The organism is Acetobacter oryzoeni (assembly GCF_004014775.2).
Lineage (GTDB): Bacteria > Pseudomonadota > Alphaproteobacteria > Acetobacterales > Acetobacteraceae > Acetobacter > Acetobacter oryzoeni.
In genome coordinates this window covers 2638645-2655000 of sequence record NZ_CP042808.1, presented here as the reverse complement: position 1 = coordinate 2655000, position 16356 = coordinate 2638645, and the positions used below count along the sequence as shown (strand labels likewise).

The 16356-nt window shown below is 53.3% G+C and carries 11 protein-coding genes, 3 tRNA genes and 2 rRNA genes (1 of these 16 only partly in view); 7 read left to right on the top strand and 9 right to left on the bottom strand.

The annotated features are described in order from the left end of the window. From EOV40_RS12385 to EOV40_RS12370, 4 genes are all read left to right on the top strand, one after another. Positions 1-69: transfer RNA gene (locus tag EOV40_RS12385), tRNA-Ala, on the top strand (it extends 6 nt beyond the left edge of the window). Positions 70-400: 331 nt separating this feature from the next. Continuing rightward, positions 401-3137, top strand: a 23S ribosomal RNA gene (locus EOV40_RS12380). A 106-nt stretch (positions 3138-3243) separates the two neighbouring features. Then, a 5S ribosomal RNA gene (rrf, locus tag EOV40_RS12375) occupies positions 3244-3359 on the top strand. A 55-nt stretch (positions 3360-3414) separates the two neighbouring features. Continuing rightward, positions 3415-3492: transfer RNA gene (locus tag EOV40_RS12370), tRNA-Met, on the top strand. A 448-nt stretch (positions 3493-3940) separates the two neighbouring features. On the opposite strand, the gene holA is transcribed toward EOV40_RS12370, so the two are convergent. From holA to EOV40_RS12335, 7 genes are all read right to left on the bottom strand, one after another. Further along, complete coding sequence (holA, locus tag EOV40_RS12365; RefSeq protein ID WP_128106117.1) at positions 3941-4954, bottom strand: DNA polymerase III subunit delta; 1014 nt, start codon at positions 4952-4954, stop codon at positions 3941-3943. Positions 4955-4969: 15 nt separating this feature from the next. Beyond that, positions 4970-5665, bottom strand: a complete 696-nt coding sequence (locus tag EOV40_RS12360; protein WP_050818763.1) for an LPS assembly lipoprotein LptE — start codon at positions 5663-5665, stop codon at positions 4970-4972. Next, positions 5665-8283 (bottom strand): leucine--tRNA ligase, encoded by a 2619-nt coding sequence (gene leuS / locus EOV40_RS12355; RefSeq protein ID WP_128106116.1) that lies wholly within the window; start codon positions 8281-8283, stop codon positions 5665-5667. Before leuS ends, EOV40_RS12360 begins: the two co-directional genes overlap by 1 nt. A 59-nt stretch (positions 8284-8342) precedes the next feature. Further along, positions 8343-8879 (bottom strand): DUF3576 domain-containing protein, encoded by a 537-nt coding sequence (locus EOV40_RS12350; RefSeq protein WP_128106115.1) that lies wholly within the window; start codon positions 8877-8879, stop codon positions 8343-8345. A 239-nt stretch (positions 8880-9118) separates the two neighbouring features. Next, positions 9119-10213 (bottom strand): lytic transglycosylase domain-containing protein, encoded by a 1095-nt coding sequence (locus EOV40_RS12345; RefSeq protein ID WP_128106114.1) that lies wholly within the window; start codon positions 10211-10213, stop codon positions 9119-9121. A 71-nt stretch (positions 10214-10284) separates the two neighbouring features. Then, entirely contained in the window at positions 10285-10506 is a 222-nt protein-coding gene (locus EOV40_RS12340; RefSeq protein WP_128106113.1) for a hypothetical protein, read from the bottom strand. 187 nt (positions 10507-10693) lie between these two features. Further along, on the bottom strand, positions 10694-11233 hold the full coding sequence (locus EOV40_RS12335) for a DUF721 domain-containing protein (protein ID WP_128106112.1): 540 nt from the start codon (positions 11231-11233) through the stop codon (positions 10694-10696). Positions 11234-11243: 10 nt separating this feature from the next. Here EOV40_RS12335 and mutY point away from each other — a divergent pair, with 10 nt between their 5' ends. Both mutY and hemH read left to right on the top strand, forming a co-directional pair. Beyond that, positions 11244-12317: an A/G-specific adenine glycosylase gene (gene mutY, locus EOV40_RS12330; RefSeq protein ID WP_128106111.1), complete on the top strand. Its 1074-nt coding sequence runs from the start codon at positions 11244-11246 to the stop codon at positions 12315-12317. Between the two features lie 2 nt (positions 12318-12319). After that, entirely contained in the window at positions 12320-13348 is a 1029-nt protein-coding gene (gene hemH, locus EOV40_RS12325; protein WP_050818756.1) for a ferrochelatase, read from the top strand. A 39-nt stretch (positions 13349-13387) separates the two neighbouring features. On the opposite strand, the gene nth is transcribed toward hemH, so the two are convergent. Beyond that, entirely contained in the window at positions 13388-14245 is an 858-nt protein-coding gene (gene nth / locus EOV40_RS12320) for an endonuclease III (RefSeq protein ID WP_128106264.1), read from the bottom strand. Between the two features lie 68 nt (positions 14246-14313). Here nth and EOV40_RS12315 point away from each other — a divergent pair, with 68 nt between their 5' ends. Beyond that, positions 14314-16107: an ABC transporter ATP-binding protein gene (locus EOV40_RS12315; RefSeq protein WP_128106110.1), complete on the top strand. Its 1794-nt coding sequence runs from the start codon at positions 14314-14316 to the stop codon at positions 16105-16107. Between the two features lie 64 nt (positions 16108-16171). Here EOV40_RS12315 and EOV40_RS12310 read toward each other — a convergent pair. Further along, positions 16172-16264 (bottom strand) — tRNA-Ser (locus EOV40_RS12310). Positions 16265-16356: the final 92 nt, after the last annotated feature.

Sequence of the window (16356 nt, the reverse complement as noted above, 5' to 3'; positions counted from 1 at the left end):
GTAGCTCAGCTGGGAGAGCACCTGCTTTGCAAGCAGGGGTCGTCGGTTCGAACCCGTCCGTCTCCACCAAGGATCCAGAGTGGTTTTGTGGTGTTGAGAGTATCTGTTGCAAGGGAGTTTGTGGATCGGACTTCATTTATACGGCGCTGCGATAGCGGCACGTATGATTGTGTGTCTGGTGTTGATCTTTGTCAGTGTGAATCGGTTGGTGCGCGTCTGGGCGTATCAGAAATGTGGGTTGGTCTGACCCGTATTGAGTAGAGAGATTTACTCATGCGTTAAGCATTTCTGGTGTAAGCGTTCAGAAGCGTTTTGAAGAAGTAGACGTACTCGGATGCGTCATGCTTTGGAGCTGTTTGTATCTGCGTTTGTAGGTATGGATGGTTTCTGTGCATGGGGTGAGTGAGTATGAGAAGGGCATTCGGTGGATGCCTTGGCACTAGGAGGCGACGAAGGACGTAGCACGCTGCGATAAGCTGTGGGGAGCCGCGAGCAGGCATTGATCCGCAGATTTCCGAATGGGGCAACCCACCCAGCGATGGGTATCGTGATCTGAATACATAGGGTTACGAGGCGAACCCGGGGAACTGAAACATCTCAGTACCTGGAGGAAAAGACATCAATTGAGATTCTGCTAGTAGTGGCGAGCGAACGCGGAACAGGCCAGTCATTTTTGAAGAAGAAGCAGAACAGTCTGGAAAGGCTGACCACAGTGGGTGATAGTCCCGTATGTGTAGTGTCTTTGAGAATGCTTGAGTAGGGCGGGGCACGTGAAACCCTGTCTGAACATGGGGGACCACCCTCCAAGCCTAAATACTCCCTAGTGACCGATAGCGAACAAGTACCGTGAGGGAAAGGTGAAAAGCACCCCGACGAGGGGAGTGAAAGAGACCTGAAACCGGATGCCTACAAGCAGTCGGAGCCTCTTATGGGGTGACGGCGTACCTTTTGTATAATGGGTCAGCGAGTTTCTGTTTGCAGCGAGCTTAAGCCGATAGGTGTAGGCGTAGCGAAAGCGAGTCTGAATAGGGCGCATAGTTGCTGGCAGAAGACCCGAAACCGAGTGATCTAGCCATGGCCAGGCTGAAGGTGCGGTAACACGCACTGGAGGCCGAACCCACGCCTGTTGAAAAAGTCGGGGATGAGCTGTGGCTAGGGTGAAAGGCCAATCAAACTCGGAGATAGCTGGTTCTCCGCGAAATCTATTGAGGTAGACCGTCAGGTGGTTACCCCGGGGGGTAGAGCACTGGATGGGCTAGGGGGGCCCAAAGCCTTACCAAACCCAACCAAACTCCGAATACCCGGAAGTATAGCCTGGCAGACAGACAGTGGGTGCTAAGGTCCATTGTCGAGAGGGAAACAGCCCAGACCACCAGCTAAGGCCCCAAATCGTGGCTAAGTGGGAAAGGATGTGGGGATTCCATAACAACCAGGAGGTTGGCTTAGAAGCAGCCATCCTTTAAAGAAAGCGTAATAGCTCACTGGTCTAATAGAAACCCTGCGCCGAAAATGTAACGGGGCTCAAGCCACGTGCCGAAGCTGTGGGTGCATATCTATGATATGCGCGGTAGCGGAGCGTTCCGTAAGTCTGTGAAGGAGATGGGGTGACCCTCTCTGGAGATATCGGAAGTGCGAATGCTGACATGAGTAGCGACAAACAGTGCGAGAAACACTGTCGCCGAAAGTCCAAGGGTTCCTGCGCAAGGTTAATCCACGCAGGGTTAGTCGGCCCTAAGGCGAGGGCGAGAGCCGTAGTCGATGGGAAACAGGTGAATATTCCTGTACCTGCCAGAAGTGACGAATGCGATATGTTGTCAGGTCTTAACGGATTGACCTGGCTTTTGGAGCATTCCAGGAAATAGCTCTGGCGTATAGACCGTACCCGAAACCGACACAGGTGGACTGGTAGAGAATACCAAGGCGCTTGAGAGAACGATGCTGAAGGAACTAGGCAAATTGCTCGTGTAACTTCGGGATAAGCGAGACCCGTTGGTGGGCAACCATTGGCGGGTGGCACAGACCAGGGGGTAGCGACTGTTTATTAAAAACACAGGACTCTGCGAAGTCGAAAGACGACGTATAGGGTCTGACGCCTGCCCGGTGCCGGAAGGTTAAGAGGAGGTGTGAGAGCGCTGAATTGAAGCCCCGGTAAACGGCGGCCGTAACTATAACGGTCCTAAGGTAGCGAAATTCCTTGTCGGGTAAGTTCCGACCTGCACGAATGGCGTAACGACTTCCCCGCTGTCTCCAGCATCGGCTCAGCGAAATTGAATTCCCCGTGAAGATGCGGGGTATCCGCGGTCAGACGGAAAGACCCTATGAACCTTTACTGCAGCTTTACAGTGGCATCAGAGACATTCTGTGTAGGATAGGTGGGAGGCTTTGAAGCAGGGGCGCCAGTTCCTGTGGAGCCATCCTTGAAATACCACCCTGAATTTTTCTGATGTCTAACCGTGGTCAGTTAGCCTGATCCGGGACCCTGTATGGTGGGCAGTTTGACTGGGGCGGTCGCCTCCCAAAGTGTAACGGAGGCGCGCGATGGTGGGCTCAGGCCGGTCGGAAACCGGCTGTTGAGTGCAATGGCATAAGCCCGCCTGACTGCGAGAGTGACAGCTCGAGCAGAGACGAAAGTCGGCCATAGTGATCCGGTGGTCCCGCGTGGAAGGGCCATCGCTCAACGGATAAAAGGTACTCTAGGGATAACAGGCTGATCTCCCCAAGAGTCCACATCGACGGGGAGGTTTGGCACCTCGATGTCGGCTCATCACATCCTGGGGCTGGAGCAGGTCCCAAGGGTTCGGCTGTTCGCCGATTAAAGTGGTACGTGAGCTGGGTTTAGAACGTCGTGAGACAGTTCGGTCCCTATCTGCCGTGGATGTTGGAGACTTGAGAGGATTTGTCCCTAGTACGAGAGGACCGGGATGAACATACCTCTGGTGCACCGGTTGTCGCGCCAGCGGCACCGCCGGGTAGCTAAGTATGGAAGGGATAACCGCTGAAAGCATCTAAGCGGGAAACCCACCTCAAAACTAGGTCTCCCTGAGGGTCGTGGTAGACCACCACGTTAATAGGCCAGGTGTGAAAGCGTGGTAACACGTGCAGCTAACTGGTCCTAATCACCCAATAGGCTCACTCTCTTACTGTCCCCTTAAAAGGACAGCCCGTGCACAGAAATCATCCATATAACGCCTACTTCTTCATAACCAACCGTCCTCCACACCCCTTACAGGGTGGACTGGATGACCTGGTGGCCATGGCGGGGAGAGATCCACCCGATCCCATCCCGAACTCGGCCGTGAAAACCCCCAGCGCCTATGATACTGTGGCTTAAGCCACGGGAAAGTCGGTCGCCGCCAGGTCTTCCAATCCACCCTACACAAATCTTACCCCTACAAATTTCAACACATCTTCAACCGCGGGGTGGAGCAGCCCGGTAGCTCGTCAGGCTCATAACCTGAAGGCCGCAGGTTCAAATCCTGCCCCCCGCAACCATCTCAAAAGCCCCGCTCAACCAATCGGTTGGCGGGGCTTTTTGTGTCTCAAAAAAGCCCTGGCTAATTTGGTGTCCGCGGCGGGATTCGAACCCACGGCCCCAGGATTCATACCACTTCAGCTTTCACTGCCGTTGCATCTTATTGTGCAACGTTCGTGGTCTGGACTGTCCCTTTACCATAAACCTAATCATCTCAGGTCGTTAGGCACTGCCCGTCCAGTCTCTACACCTTCCTTGATCTATAAAGGCCAAGGCTTGGCTCGGGATTGGCACAATCTGGTTGCCCAGATTAAGCGTTCCCCGACTTTGAGCAGATTCACTATAATGTTTCCAATTATAGTGCCCAATTCAATAGGAATCCTGTGCTCTATCCTGCTGAGCTACGCGGACACACGCTTTTCGTATACTGAAAGAGGTTATCAGGAACAAGAGATAAAACGAACAAGCCTATCGTCTCGCCTGCATGGCTGCCCGTGCTGTTAAAGTGGAAACATACCGTCGGCACAGCAAAGCATCGGGGCTTCCTGTTTGTTTACAAGCGTATTCCAGTGCCTGCGTTTCTTCCACGGCTTTAGTAAGGGCCGGGAGAGACCACAACTCTAATGCCCTGTTAAAACTTGCTGTACGTTTAAAAAAAATTGGGGGACGAAGTAATTTAATAGCATCACTCCGACTAATCCCCGCAGCCATAGCAGCTCTTACACGGCGAAGCCTGTGCAGATGCCCTAGAAAAGACCTTGCGATGGCAATGGGGCTTATATCTTCAGCCAATGCTCTTTCTAGGGCCGTATCTGCAGCAACACGGTTGCCCTCTGTTGCTGCAAAGGCGGCATCTTCCAAAGAGACACTACCTGCATCTCCTATGCTTGCACGAACATCATCTAATGTCAGATTGCCAGCATCACCGGCATACAAGCATAATTTTTCTATTTCGCTACGCGCTGCTGCACGGTCTGCACCAAGCCGACTGGTTAACCAATGCAGAGCATCAGAATCAATACGCACATTATGCTCTGCGAGCATACGCGTAATAGAGGATTCCAGATTGCGACCTTCTTCAGGGTAACAGCCTATACTGGCGCAGTTAGGGTGTTTTTCCAGAAAGTTACGAAGCTTGGAGCGGGATGAAAGACCCGGAGCTTCCAGAATAACAAGCGTATCACTGTTTTGAGCCAGAAAGGCTTCTAATGGCTTGAGCAGGGAATCGGACGCATCACGCACACGCACCACACGGCGCCCTCCCATAAGGGAAAGGGCCGTGGCTTCTTCCATCAGCTTGTCATGAGTTTCACGGTCAAGAACAGCAACCCGAAATGGATCATCAGCTGACTCGGCTATTTTAATAACAGCATCCTGAGCGCGTTCTTTAATAAGCCCTGTATCTTCACCATGCAGAAGAAGGATGCGCCATGCGCCGGGGTCAGCCAGAACGCGGGATAAGTTGCGGGCGTCTATCTTCATGAAATAAAAGCCGGTTTAATACTGGCTGGGCCCACCACGTCCGGTTGCCATATCTGGAATCGCATCTGCACCTTCCTGTTCCATAGGCACTTCTTTGTCGGATTCTGGCATGGCTGTTGGAATGGGATAAAAAGCTTTTGGCCCTTGGTCACGTGAGACAGCAGGGGCTGCCTGAGTACGGAACCACGTAGAAACCTGCTGAGTAATTTGCTCACCAAGGGTTTGGGCTACGCGTCCCATAGCTGTTTCATTGTTCAATGTCTGAGCAAAATACTGTTCGTACGTATTGGTGTAACCATCCATTGTGGTGGTATCACCCTGTGCCAGCAACTTGGGGTTTTGCTCTACAGTAAGCAATTGCCAATGGGCATGGCCGGTAATACGCGTGCGCCCAGATGTGTTGTCTGAGTGAATGTCGATCGCTTCTGCATTGAAGGAAGGCATTACCATCAATGTGTATTTATGTGGATCTTCTGGCCCATCTGCAGACATTTGTTGTTGCAGGGCCAAACGCAACTGTTGGCCTGTGCGTTCTGGTATATTGGCAACGTAGATTTCTTTAAGCTCAGAATTAACATCTACGTTGTTCTTCCCGTTTTCTCCATACAAAGGCTGAAAGCCGCAACCGCTCAGCACAACTGGCAAAGCAACCAGTGGCGCCATTGCCAGCGCAAGACGTGCGGAGCGAAGGAGAAAACGGGAATGAGCCATTAGCCTGCCGTTACAAAGTTAACAATACGGTTAGGAACATGCACGCGTTTTACAATGCGCTTGCCTTCCAGAAGCCGCGCCACGTTAGGCTCTGCTTCTGCGCGGGCTACAACAGCTGCGGCATCTTCATCTGGTTGCGCTTCAATAGTGCCGCGCAGTTTGCCCATAATTTGCACAGCAATTGTAATATGCGTTGCTGTAAGCAGTTCCGGGTTGGCTTCTGGCCATGTTTGCTGAGCTGCCAAGCCAGCAGAAGGCAGAACCAGTGCAAACATTTCTTCAGCCAGATGCGGCATCATCGGTGCACAAAGAAGGCACAGTGTTTGTGCAGCTTCACGGCGTGCAAAGGCCATGCCAGAAACAGTTGCGGATTTTTCAGCTTCAGCTAGAGCAGATGTCAGTTCGTGGATACGGGCAACAGCCACGTTAATGGCAAAACCTTCCAGAGCTTCCGTTACAGCAGCAATGGTGCGGTGCGTGGTGCGGCGTAGCGTATCGGCCTGACGGTCAATGTCTGCGGGGCATTCTGTTGTGGCGGGAATATCCTGTGCAACTGTACGAATGGTGCGGAACAGGCGCTGGCTAAAGCGGGCAGCACCAGCCACACCAGCTTCTGTCCATTCCATGTCGCGTTCAGGCGGGCTGTCAGAAAGCACAAACCAACGGGCGGTATCGGCACCAAAGCGCTCAATAATGGCCACAGGCGCAACCGTATTCCGCTTGGATTTGGACATTTTTTCCACACGGCCAACGGTTACGGGCTCGGTGGTGCCGCGTTTCACACAGCCATTTGCTGTGCGCTCCACTTCTTCTGGATACAGCCAGTTACCTGAAGAATCCTTATAGCTTTCATGGCTCACCATGCCTTGGGTGAACAGTCCGGCAAAGGGTTCGTCCACATCCAGATGCCCAGTGCGGTGCATGGCGCGGGTGAAGAAGCGAGCATACAGCAGATGCAGAATGGCGTGTTCAATACCGCCGATATACTGATCGACAGGTAGCCAGCCATCAGCAGCTTCTCTCACCGTGGGGGTAGGTGCATGCGGTGCTGTAAAGCGGGCGAAATACCAGGAGCTATCTACAAATGTGTCAAACGTGTCTGTTTCACGCGTGGCGGGTTTGCCGCATTTCGGGCAGGTCGTGTGCTTCCATGTGGGGTGATGGTCCAGCGGGTTGCCGGGTTTGTCAAAGGACACATCATCCGGCAGCTCAACAGGAAGTTGCTCATCCGGCACAGCAACCGGGCCGCAATCTGCGCAGTGAATGATAGGGATAGGGCAACCCCAATAACGCTGGCGGGAAACACCCCAATCACGCAGGCGCCAATTAACCACACCTTGCCCGATGCCCAGACCTTCCAGGCGGGAAATAGCTTCTTTCCGGGCTTCTTCAGTAGAAAGGCCATCAAGGAAGCCGGAATTGATCATGGTGCCATCGCCGGTATAGGCGGTGGTGGTGATAGCAAAATCAGCCTGATCTTTGCCGGCAGGCAAAACAACAGGTGTGACAGGCAGGTTGTATTTATGTGCGAAGTCCAGATCGCGCTGGTCACCGGCCGGGCAGCCAAACAGCGCGCCTGTGCCATAATCCATCAGCACAAAATTGGCGATCCAAACCGGAAAGCTTTTATCCATAAACGGATGGTTTACCCGCAGGCCCGTATCAAAGCCGCGTTTTTCCGCTGTTTCTACAGCTTCTACAGATGTGCCAAGCCGGCGACATTCCGCCACAAACTCTGCGGCTTGTGGGTTCTGCTGAGCAGCCCATGCAGCCAGTGGGTGATCTGGTGCAATAGCCAGAAAGGACATGCCAAACAACGTATCTGGCCGGGTGGTGAACACTTCTACAGCGTTCAGGTTTTCATCAAGCCCGGCAGGTGGCTGATGCAGGGAAAAGCGCAACTTTGCCCCTTCAGAACGGCCAATCCAGCGTTCCTGCATGGTGCGCACGCGTTCTGGCCAGCGGTCTAGCGTTTTAAGCCCGTTCAGCAGATCTTCGGCAAAGTCAGTGATTTTCAGGAACCACTGTGAAAGCTGCTTTTTCTCAATAGGGGCGCCAGAACGCCAGCCCTTGCCATCAACCACCTGTTCATTTGCCAGAACGGTCTGATCAATCGGGTCCCAGTTGACCCAGCTTTCACGCCGTTCAACCAAGCCACCTTTCAGAAAATCCAAAAAGAGCTTCTGCTGCTTGCCGTAGTAGTCTGGCAGGCAGGTTGCAATTTCTCTATCCCAGTTCAGAGAAAAGCCCAGACGCTGCAATGTGCCGCGCATGGTGGCAATGTTGTTCAGCGTCCATTCCTTGGGGTGCACGCCACGTTCACGCGCTGCGTTTTCTGCTGGCAGGCCAAACGCATCCCACCCCATGGGGTGCAGCACAGAAAAACCGCGCGCACGCTTATAGCGGGCAATCACATCCCCCAGTGCGTAGTTGCGCACATGCCCCATGTGCAACTGCCCAGACGGATAGGGGAACATTTCCAACACATAGTATTTGGGCTTGTTCGCTGGGGGAACGTCAGGAACGGTGAAAATACCGGCATCTGCCCAGGCTTTCTGCCATTTGGGTTCAACCGTATTGAAATCATAGGACGTGGGCGTGCTGGAAGACTGGGACATGAATATTCTGTGTCTGAGACCTGAATGAAAGGGAATGTGAAAAAGGCGCCGGAATAAAATCAGCTATCCCGGTTGCCATTATCGGCCCGCAGTTTACGTGCGCGGGAGAGAATACGTGCTGCAATATCAGATGCAGTATTGGGGGCAGGTGGGGTATCTACCCATTCTTCCCCTTGCTTGATCTGGCGGAACACGCTCAGGCGCAACGCATCGGACCGCAGGCGCTTGTCCAGAATAAAGGCGGTCACCTTAAAGCGTTCATCATGTGCAGCAGGTGGGGTGTACCAGTCTGTCAGGATAATACCGCCTTCTGCATCTGCGGTAGAAACCGGCAGGAAGGAAAGGGTATCAAGGGTTGCGCGCCACAGATAGGCGTTTACGCCCCCTTTGAGTTCTGCATCACCACCAGATGCTCCGCGGTCTTCGGCCAGCAGATGGTTGCGTGGTGCTGTCAGACCATTGTCTGATCTATCACCTGAAGAGCACGCAGCTAACAGGCCAAGGCCTGCACATGCGGTAAGCATGGTGCTGGCGCGGCGGAACCCGGCAGGCGCATGGCTGGCGGCGGGACGGCAGGGCATGAGACGACGAAGCATGGTGTCGGTACGGCTCCTTCAGCGCTGGGTATCCGTGTTTCCCGGTCGCCTTTGCAAATGTTCAGGTCTGGCTTCGGGGTCAAGAGAGTATTCTGCTTATCTCATATCCTTTCAGTTCTGTCCCGCCAAGCATTTGCTGGGGAGAGATGTTCAGCCGCGTGTTGAAAACGGGGGTAAGGCAGGAGAAATCACGCCTCGGATACGTATGCGCGGTTGATGCCGAAGGGATGCAATATAACTCAGCGCGTCACGGCCACACAGTTTAACCCTTGCTGCTTCAAGGACATGCAAATTGTATCTGTCTGAGCAGAGGGAAGGCCTGCCAAGCGTGAGCGCCACACAGATTGCCCGCTATTTTTAAGGGCAATCCGGTCTATGCGATCTTCTGCGCCAGCGAGAGCAGGCGTGGCTTGATGCGCGATCTGGATGGCATGCTGCGCTCTCTCCTGTGAGGAAAAAGCCCCAATTTGGATAATGGCTCCACCAGAGGGCGTATTTTGCTGCCATACCATTGCAGGCCCAGAAATGGGTGCGGTGTTGGCGGCCGGATAAGCTGGCGGGGTGTCTGTTACTGGTTGGGTATCAGCGGAAGATGATACCGCAATAGCATTGCCATCAGTAGCAGAGGGCGCTGGGGGCTGTATGTCATCTGTAATAGGCGGCGCAATGCCCGGTGAGGCAATGCTGGCAACCTGTTGAGCGGGCGCCACCGCCACAGCGGGTGCGATTGTTGGGGTTTGCGTGTCTGCAATGGCAATTGCGCTTGCGGGCGTAATGCCATTAGGCACCGGATCATTCAGATGCGGAGAAACGGACGCCAGATAAGCTTTGGCATAAGAAGGCAGGGCTGTATGGCGAGAACGGTGGTTTTCCATACATTGGGGGCCGCAGCTATAGGCCGCCAGAAAATCGGGAGAACCAAACCTGTCATACAACTGGCGGATGTAACCACTGCCCGCCATAATGTTGTCGTGCGGATTATAGGGATCCGAGCCAAGCTGGTAGCGTTTGGCAAGCTCCCGGTAGGTATCTGGCTTAATCTGCATCAACCCCACGGCACCGTGCACAGAGCGTGTGAGATGGCCATGCATGTATTGGTGGCCCCCAGATTCCTGTTGCATGACAGCCCTGATCCATGCCTGTGGAATGGAAAAGCGGGTGGAGGCTTCCTGAATATAAGGCCCCCATTTATCTACGGCGGGGCCGGGTGGATTGTAGCTGGAACGAGGTTGGTTCGCGCAGCCTGCCAACATGGCAAGGCTGGCAAAAGCCATTAAAAACCGCTTTTTCTGACGCAAGAAAACAGCCAAAGAACAACCCATACGCAAAGACATGCTGCTTATGGTGCGCTGTGCGCCTGTGTGATGCAATCCTGATTTTACGCGAATAATGAAGAACTGGTATTTTACGGCGTTTTATGTGTTTTGGCCGCGACTTGGCGCATCAGATCCGGGTTGGTCCGGCGGATCTGCCCTGCCCGTAAAACACTGGCAGTGGAATAGGCAGGAGAAGCCACCCATTCTTGCAGAAACTGCAAGTCGGACAGGCTATCCCGTGTTTTATGCCCAGTGGAAATATTTGTGTTCTGGTGTGTCATGTTCAGTGTCGTATTAGGTTTACGCAACATGGCGCAGATCCTGTGATTATCCTGTATTTATTGTTTGATTGTCAGGCAAAGGCCCAAAAGAGGTTTGGGTTCACCCAGCTTTTGAAAAACTGGGGTTTGTAAGGCAATAAGATTATGTCAATTTCAAGAACAGAAGCTCAAAATAACTTTTTTATTATCATGTTATTCAGCTGATTTCTTTTTTAGGTCACGAACGCTTTTTATTCTGACTTTTCAAAATATCCGTGCCCAAAGTTTCCAAGGCCTGCCGTAAAGGGCCTTCTTCCATTTCTGGAAGTGTGCAAATTACGCCGGTTTTCTGGGGTTTTTTGCGTTGTGGGCGGGGGCGCATACCTGCGGCTGGGTCCTGCACAAAGCGCAGGCGGCTCACCAAAGGCTCTCCACACCATGTGTTGATACGTGCAATGAGCGTATCTCCCAGATGCTGAAGTTCCATGGCAACAGGGCCTGCGCATGCAATGGTTAATGTGCCAGCAGAAAGACGGCGCGGGCTTGTAACCGCCGCATGTGCCGGGCCCACCACATCTGGCCATTGGCTCATCAACAAAGCGCCTGTAGGAGAACGCCGCCGAAAAGCCGGTGCCGTAACGGCTGGCAGCAGTGCGGCAAGGCTGCGCAGGTTTCTGGCCCGTGGCGGAGGGGCTGCTTCCGTCTTTTGAGGGCTGCGGCGCGTGCTGCGGCTTTTAGGTGTTGTTACAGCCTTGCCGCCGTTGGCTTCCTTCTTCATAACTGCCTCCGTGACACATCCATCAGCCCATGCATTGCTTCATTGGTATGACCGACACCGCCGCACTTTGCCGTGGCGTGTTGTTGGCCAATCTCATCCAGACCCGTATCGGGTATGGATGAGCGAGATCATGCTACAGCAGACCACTGTTAAAGCGGTTGCCCCATATTATCTACGCTTTACGGAAAAGTTTCCGACTGTGCAGGCGCTGGCTAGTGCTGATCGGGATGACGTTTTGGCAGCATGGGCCGGACTGGGTTATTATTCCCGCGCGCGTAATTTGCACGCCTGTGCGCAGGCCGTGGTGGCGCTTGGCGGGTTTCCGCAAGATGTTGAGGGTTTGCGCGCCCTGCCGGGTATAGGCCCATATACGGCGGCTGCAGTGGCGGCCATTGCTTTTGGGGTGCCCGTGGTGCCTGTAGATGGCAATGTGGAGCGTGTAACGGCGCGCTTGTTTGCCATTACGGAACCATTACCCCCAGCCCGTAAAAAATTGGCGCAACTGGCCAGAACATTAAATGCAGACGCAGAAGCGCAGGAACGGCCATCGGACTTTGCTCAGGCTTTGTTTGATTTGGGTTCTTCCCTGTGTTCCCCACGTGCACCTGCATGCGGCTTGTGTCCATGGCAGGGGGAATGCGCAGCCCACAAACAAGGTATTGCAGCCGAATTGCCGCGTAAGCTGCCTAAGGCAGAGCGACCCGTACGCTATGGCGCAGTTTTTCTTGCGCAAGATGCTGCAAGGCAGGTTCTGCTACGTAAACGGGCGGAGAAAGGACTTTTGGCAGCCATGACGGAACTGCCTGGCACCGAATGGCGATTAGAAAACTGGAGCGAGGCAAATATTTTGCAAGCGGCTCCATTTGCAGCAGGTTGGAAGTTGGCTGGGCGTATTAAGCATGTGTTTACACATTTTACCTTATATCTGGATGTGTATGTGGCCCAGATAAAGCATTTTTCCAATCAGGCTGTGAGTGATGGTTTTTTGGTGCCTGTGGAATGTGTGAAAGATACAGCGTTACCTTCTGTGATGCAGAAATGCTTTGAAAAAGGTTTAAGCTGTTTGAAAGAAAAGAAGTCATAAACATGGTTTTTCATCATATTCCGACTCAGCCACAACATGCACAGGCTGCTCCGCGCGTTGGTATCCTACTGGTTAATCTGGGCACACCGGATGATACAGGCTACCGGGCTGTTCGCCGTTATCTTTCCGAATTTCTGTCTGACCGCCGGGTAATAGAAGGGCCCCCAGCACTTTGGCAGCCCATCTTGCAAGGGGTTGTGCTAACAACCCGCCCGCGTAGGAGCGGGAAAGCCTACGCGCGTATCTGGAATACCCATAAAGATGAAAGCCCCTTACGCACCTATACGCGCCATCAGGCTGAAGCACTGAGTGAACGGTTTGCGGCACAAAACGTGCCTGTTGCGTGGGGGATGCGTTATGGCACGCCCACTATTGCGCAAGCGCTGCACGAATTGCTTGAAAAAGGGTGTGATCGCGTTTTGTGCATGCCGCTTTATCCGCAATACAGTGCTACAACAACAGCCACTGCAAATGACCAGTTGTTTCGTGCGCTGATGCGTTTGCGTAATCAGCCTGCCATACGCACCCTTCCATCATTTCCGGATAATCCAGCTTTTATTAAAGCTATTGCAGATTCTATCCGTCTGGCTGAGGCAGAAGCTGATATTCCTTTCCAGATGGTTGTCGCCTCCTTTCACGGTTTGCCAGAAGAATATGTGCGCAAGGGTGATTCCTATCGGGCGGAATGTGAAAGAACTGTTGTGGCTTTACGCAAGGAGTTGGGGCGGGATGAAACAACCCTGCCCATGACATTCCAATCCCGGTTTGGCCCTACCAAATGGTTGGAGCCTTACACGGCGCCATTTATTGCTGGTTTGCCGGAAAAAGGCATTACCAGCATTGCCGTTGTAACGCCCTGCTTTATGGCGGATTGTCTGGAAACACTGGATGAAATCGGCAACGAAGTGCGCGAAGAATTCATACAAGCTGGTGGGCAGGAATTTACGCTGGTGCCATGCCTGAATGATACGCCTGCCAGCATTGATTTGCTGGAGGCTTTAGCGCATCAGGAACTTGCAGGCTGGCTATAAGGGTTTTGCCATCTGGTTATGTAGGGCCTGTGTGGGCTTCTACTCGGCTAGGGTTTTGGGGGCCTTTACACGTGGCGCGGGTGTTTTGTCTGGAAACAGGCAGGGGTTTTTAGCATTGCAGCGCCAGCACTCAGGTTTTCTGGCTTTGCAAACATATCTTCCCTGAAGAATCATCCAATGGTGGGAAGGCTGGATCATTTCCAGAGGAATGCGGGCTTCCAAAGCTTTTTCAACAGCCTCTACTGTTTTGCCTCGTCCCAGCCCGGATCTGTTGGCCAAACGGAAAACATGCGTATCTACCGGCACGGTAGGTTTGTGGAACGCAACATTCAGCACGACGTTTGCTGTTTTGCGCCCTACACCAGCTAATTTTTCCAATTCCTCTCGCGTGCCGGGCACTTCCCCACGATGGTCTTCTACAAGTTGGCGGGAAAGTTCGACAACATTCTTCGCCTTATTGCGCCATAGCCCAATGGTGCGAATAAGTTTGCCCACTTCTTCTTCCCCCAGTTCCACCATGGCGGCAGGGGTGGGGGCGGCGTCAAACAAGGCGGGTGTTACGCGGTTGACGGATGCATCTGTTGCTTGAGCTGAAAGTACAACGGCCACCAATAGCGTAAAGGGTGTGGTGTAAAGCAGTTCCGTTTTGGCATCTGGCCATGCTTGGGAAAGGTCTGTCAGAAAACTGTATATTTCCTGAGGTGTCATATCCCGTGGTGCAATAGCAGCAGGTTTATTCCCCGGTGTTGCTGGGGCCGGTTTTTTGGCTGCCGTACGTTTTTTTGCGCGCGGCTTATCCGTCGGTTTGTCTGAGGTCACGGGGGCTGCTGTGGTGGGTTTTTTGGCCATGGGGCAGTGTAACGCGTCTGGCCGTATGGCGTCCATGCTGATGCGTATTCCAGATTTGCAGGGCTTTATGTCTCGGGATACACAGCGCATCGGTTCTGTTTTTTCAGGTTTTTATCATGTCACAAACTTCAGAAAGTCATGTCGAATCCGGGCGTAAGGCATCGCTTTTTGTAGATGTGCTGAAGTTTGTGGTGCGGCGCTGGCTGGCGTTTCCTCTGCCTTTAACCATAACAGCCGGAAGCATTTTGGCCGCAACGGTAGCTGATGTGCTGATGCCTTTGGCCGCCGGGCGTTTGGTAACAGATGTTTCCGCCCCGGCAGTGCAAGCAGGCAAAGTGCATGATGCGCTCTGGATGCTTGGCGCCATGGCGGCATGTGGGTTCGGGAATGTGCTGTTAAAGCGGTACGCTTATTTGGGCATTACGCACCTGACCACTCAGGTCATGCAGAAAATAGGTTCTGAAGCTTTTGCGCATGTACAAAAGCTTTCTGCAGAATGGCATGCCAATACGTTTGCAGGTTCCACGGTGCGGCGGTTAACGCGCGGTATGTGGGCTGTGGATATGCTGGATGATACACTGCTTTTAATGCTGATACCCGAAGCGTGCCTGCTCGTGCTGACAACCTTGGTGCTGGGGTGGCATTGGCCGTTTATGGGGGCCATTCTGGGCGTGCTTTCCATTTTGTTTATTGTGCTTTCCTGCACGTTAACGCTGCGTTACGTGGCACCATCTGCTCGCGCTGCCAATGCGTGGGATAGCCGTATGGGGGCAGCTTTGGCAGACGCCATAACCTGCAATACGGTTGTAAAAGCTTTTGGCGCAGAAAAGCGTGAAGAAAGCCGACTACAGGCACTTATTTCTAAATGGAGAGAGGCCACCGTTCATACATGGACCAAAGGCACAAACAGCGCCAACATTCAGGCAACCGTTGTAATGTGCATGCGCCTTGTACTGGCCGGTGCTGCTGTTTGGTTGTGGTGGAAGGGGCGTGCGGGCCCGGGTGATATCGCCTATGTGCTGACCATGACCTTTTTGGTGCAAGGATACCTGCGCGATATCGGGCAGCAGGTTTCTGTCGTGCAGAGATCTGTGAATGAAATGGAAGAATTACTGGCGTTGTGGCGCACGCCTGCGGCGGTAGCAGACCCCGCCAACCCAGTGCCCTTGCAAGTGAGTGCGGGGGAAATCCGTTTTGAACATGTCTTGTTCAAATATCCGCGGCAGGAGCGGGCTCTTTTTACAGATCTTTCCGTTACCATTGCAGCAGGTAGCCGGGTGGGGTTGGTGGGGCCTTCTGGTTCAGGAAAATCAAGTTTCATTAAACTGCTACAGCGCTTTTATGTGCCGCAGTCAGGCAGAATTTTAATTGATGGCACAGATATTGCGCGCGTGCGTCAGTCTGATTTGCGGGCCAACATTGCTTTAGTGCCGCAGGAAGCTGTGCTGTTTCATCGGAGTCTGGCAGAAAATATTGCTTATGGCAGGCCGGATGCCACGCCAGAGCAAATTGCGCAGGCGGCTCAATTAGCCAATGCCGCTGGTTTTATTGATAGGCTTCCCGAAGGATACCAAACGCTAGTGGGTGAGCGAGGGGTCAAACTTTCGGGCGGGGAGCGTCAGCGTATTGCCATTGCGCGCGCCTTTCTGGCTGATGCCCCCATTCTTGTGTTGGATGAAGCCACTGCCAGCTTGGATTCCGAATCCGAAGCGTTGGTGCAGGAGGCAATGGAGCGCCTGATGACAGGCCGCACAGTGTTGGTGGTGGCGCACCGCCTTGCCACTGTTGTGGGGCTGGATCGGATTCTGGTTTTTGAACACGGCCAGATTGTAGAAGATGGCGCACATACAACGCTGATTCAGCAACAAAATGGGCTGTACCGTCGGCTGTATGACTTGCAGTCTCTTTAACGCGCCTTGGCGCGGAAGAGACCAAAAAATATGTGCATAGGAAGTTTGGGGAGATTTTCATCTCTGGCGGAGGGGAAGGGATTCGAACCCTCGATACGACTTGACATCGTATAACGGTTTAGCAAACCGCCGCCTTCAGCCACTCGGCCACCCCTCCGCCGAAGAGTGCGAACATACACGACGTTTGCACCGCTGCTTTTAGGGGGTTCAACGCGTTCCGTCAAACCCCCTGAAAACTTATTTTTTCAA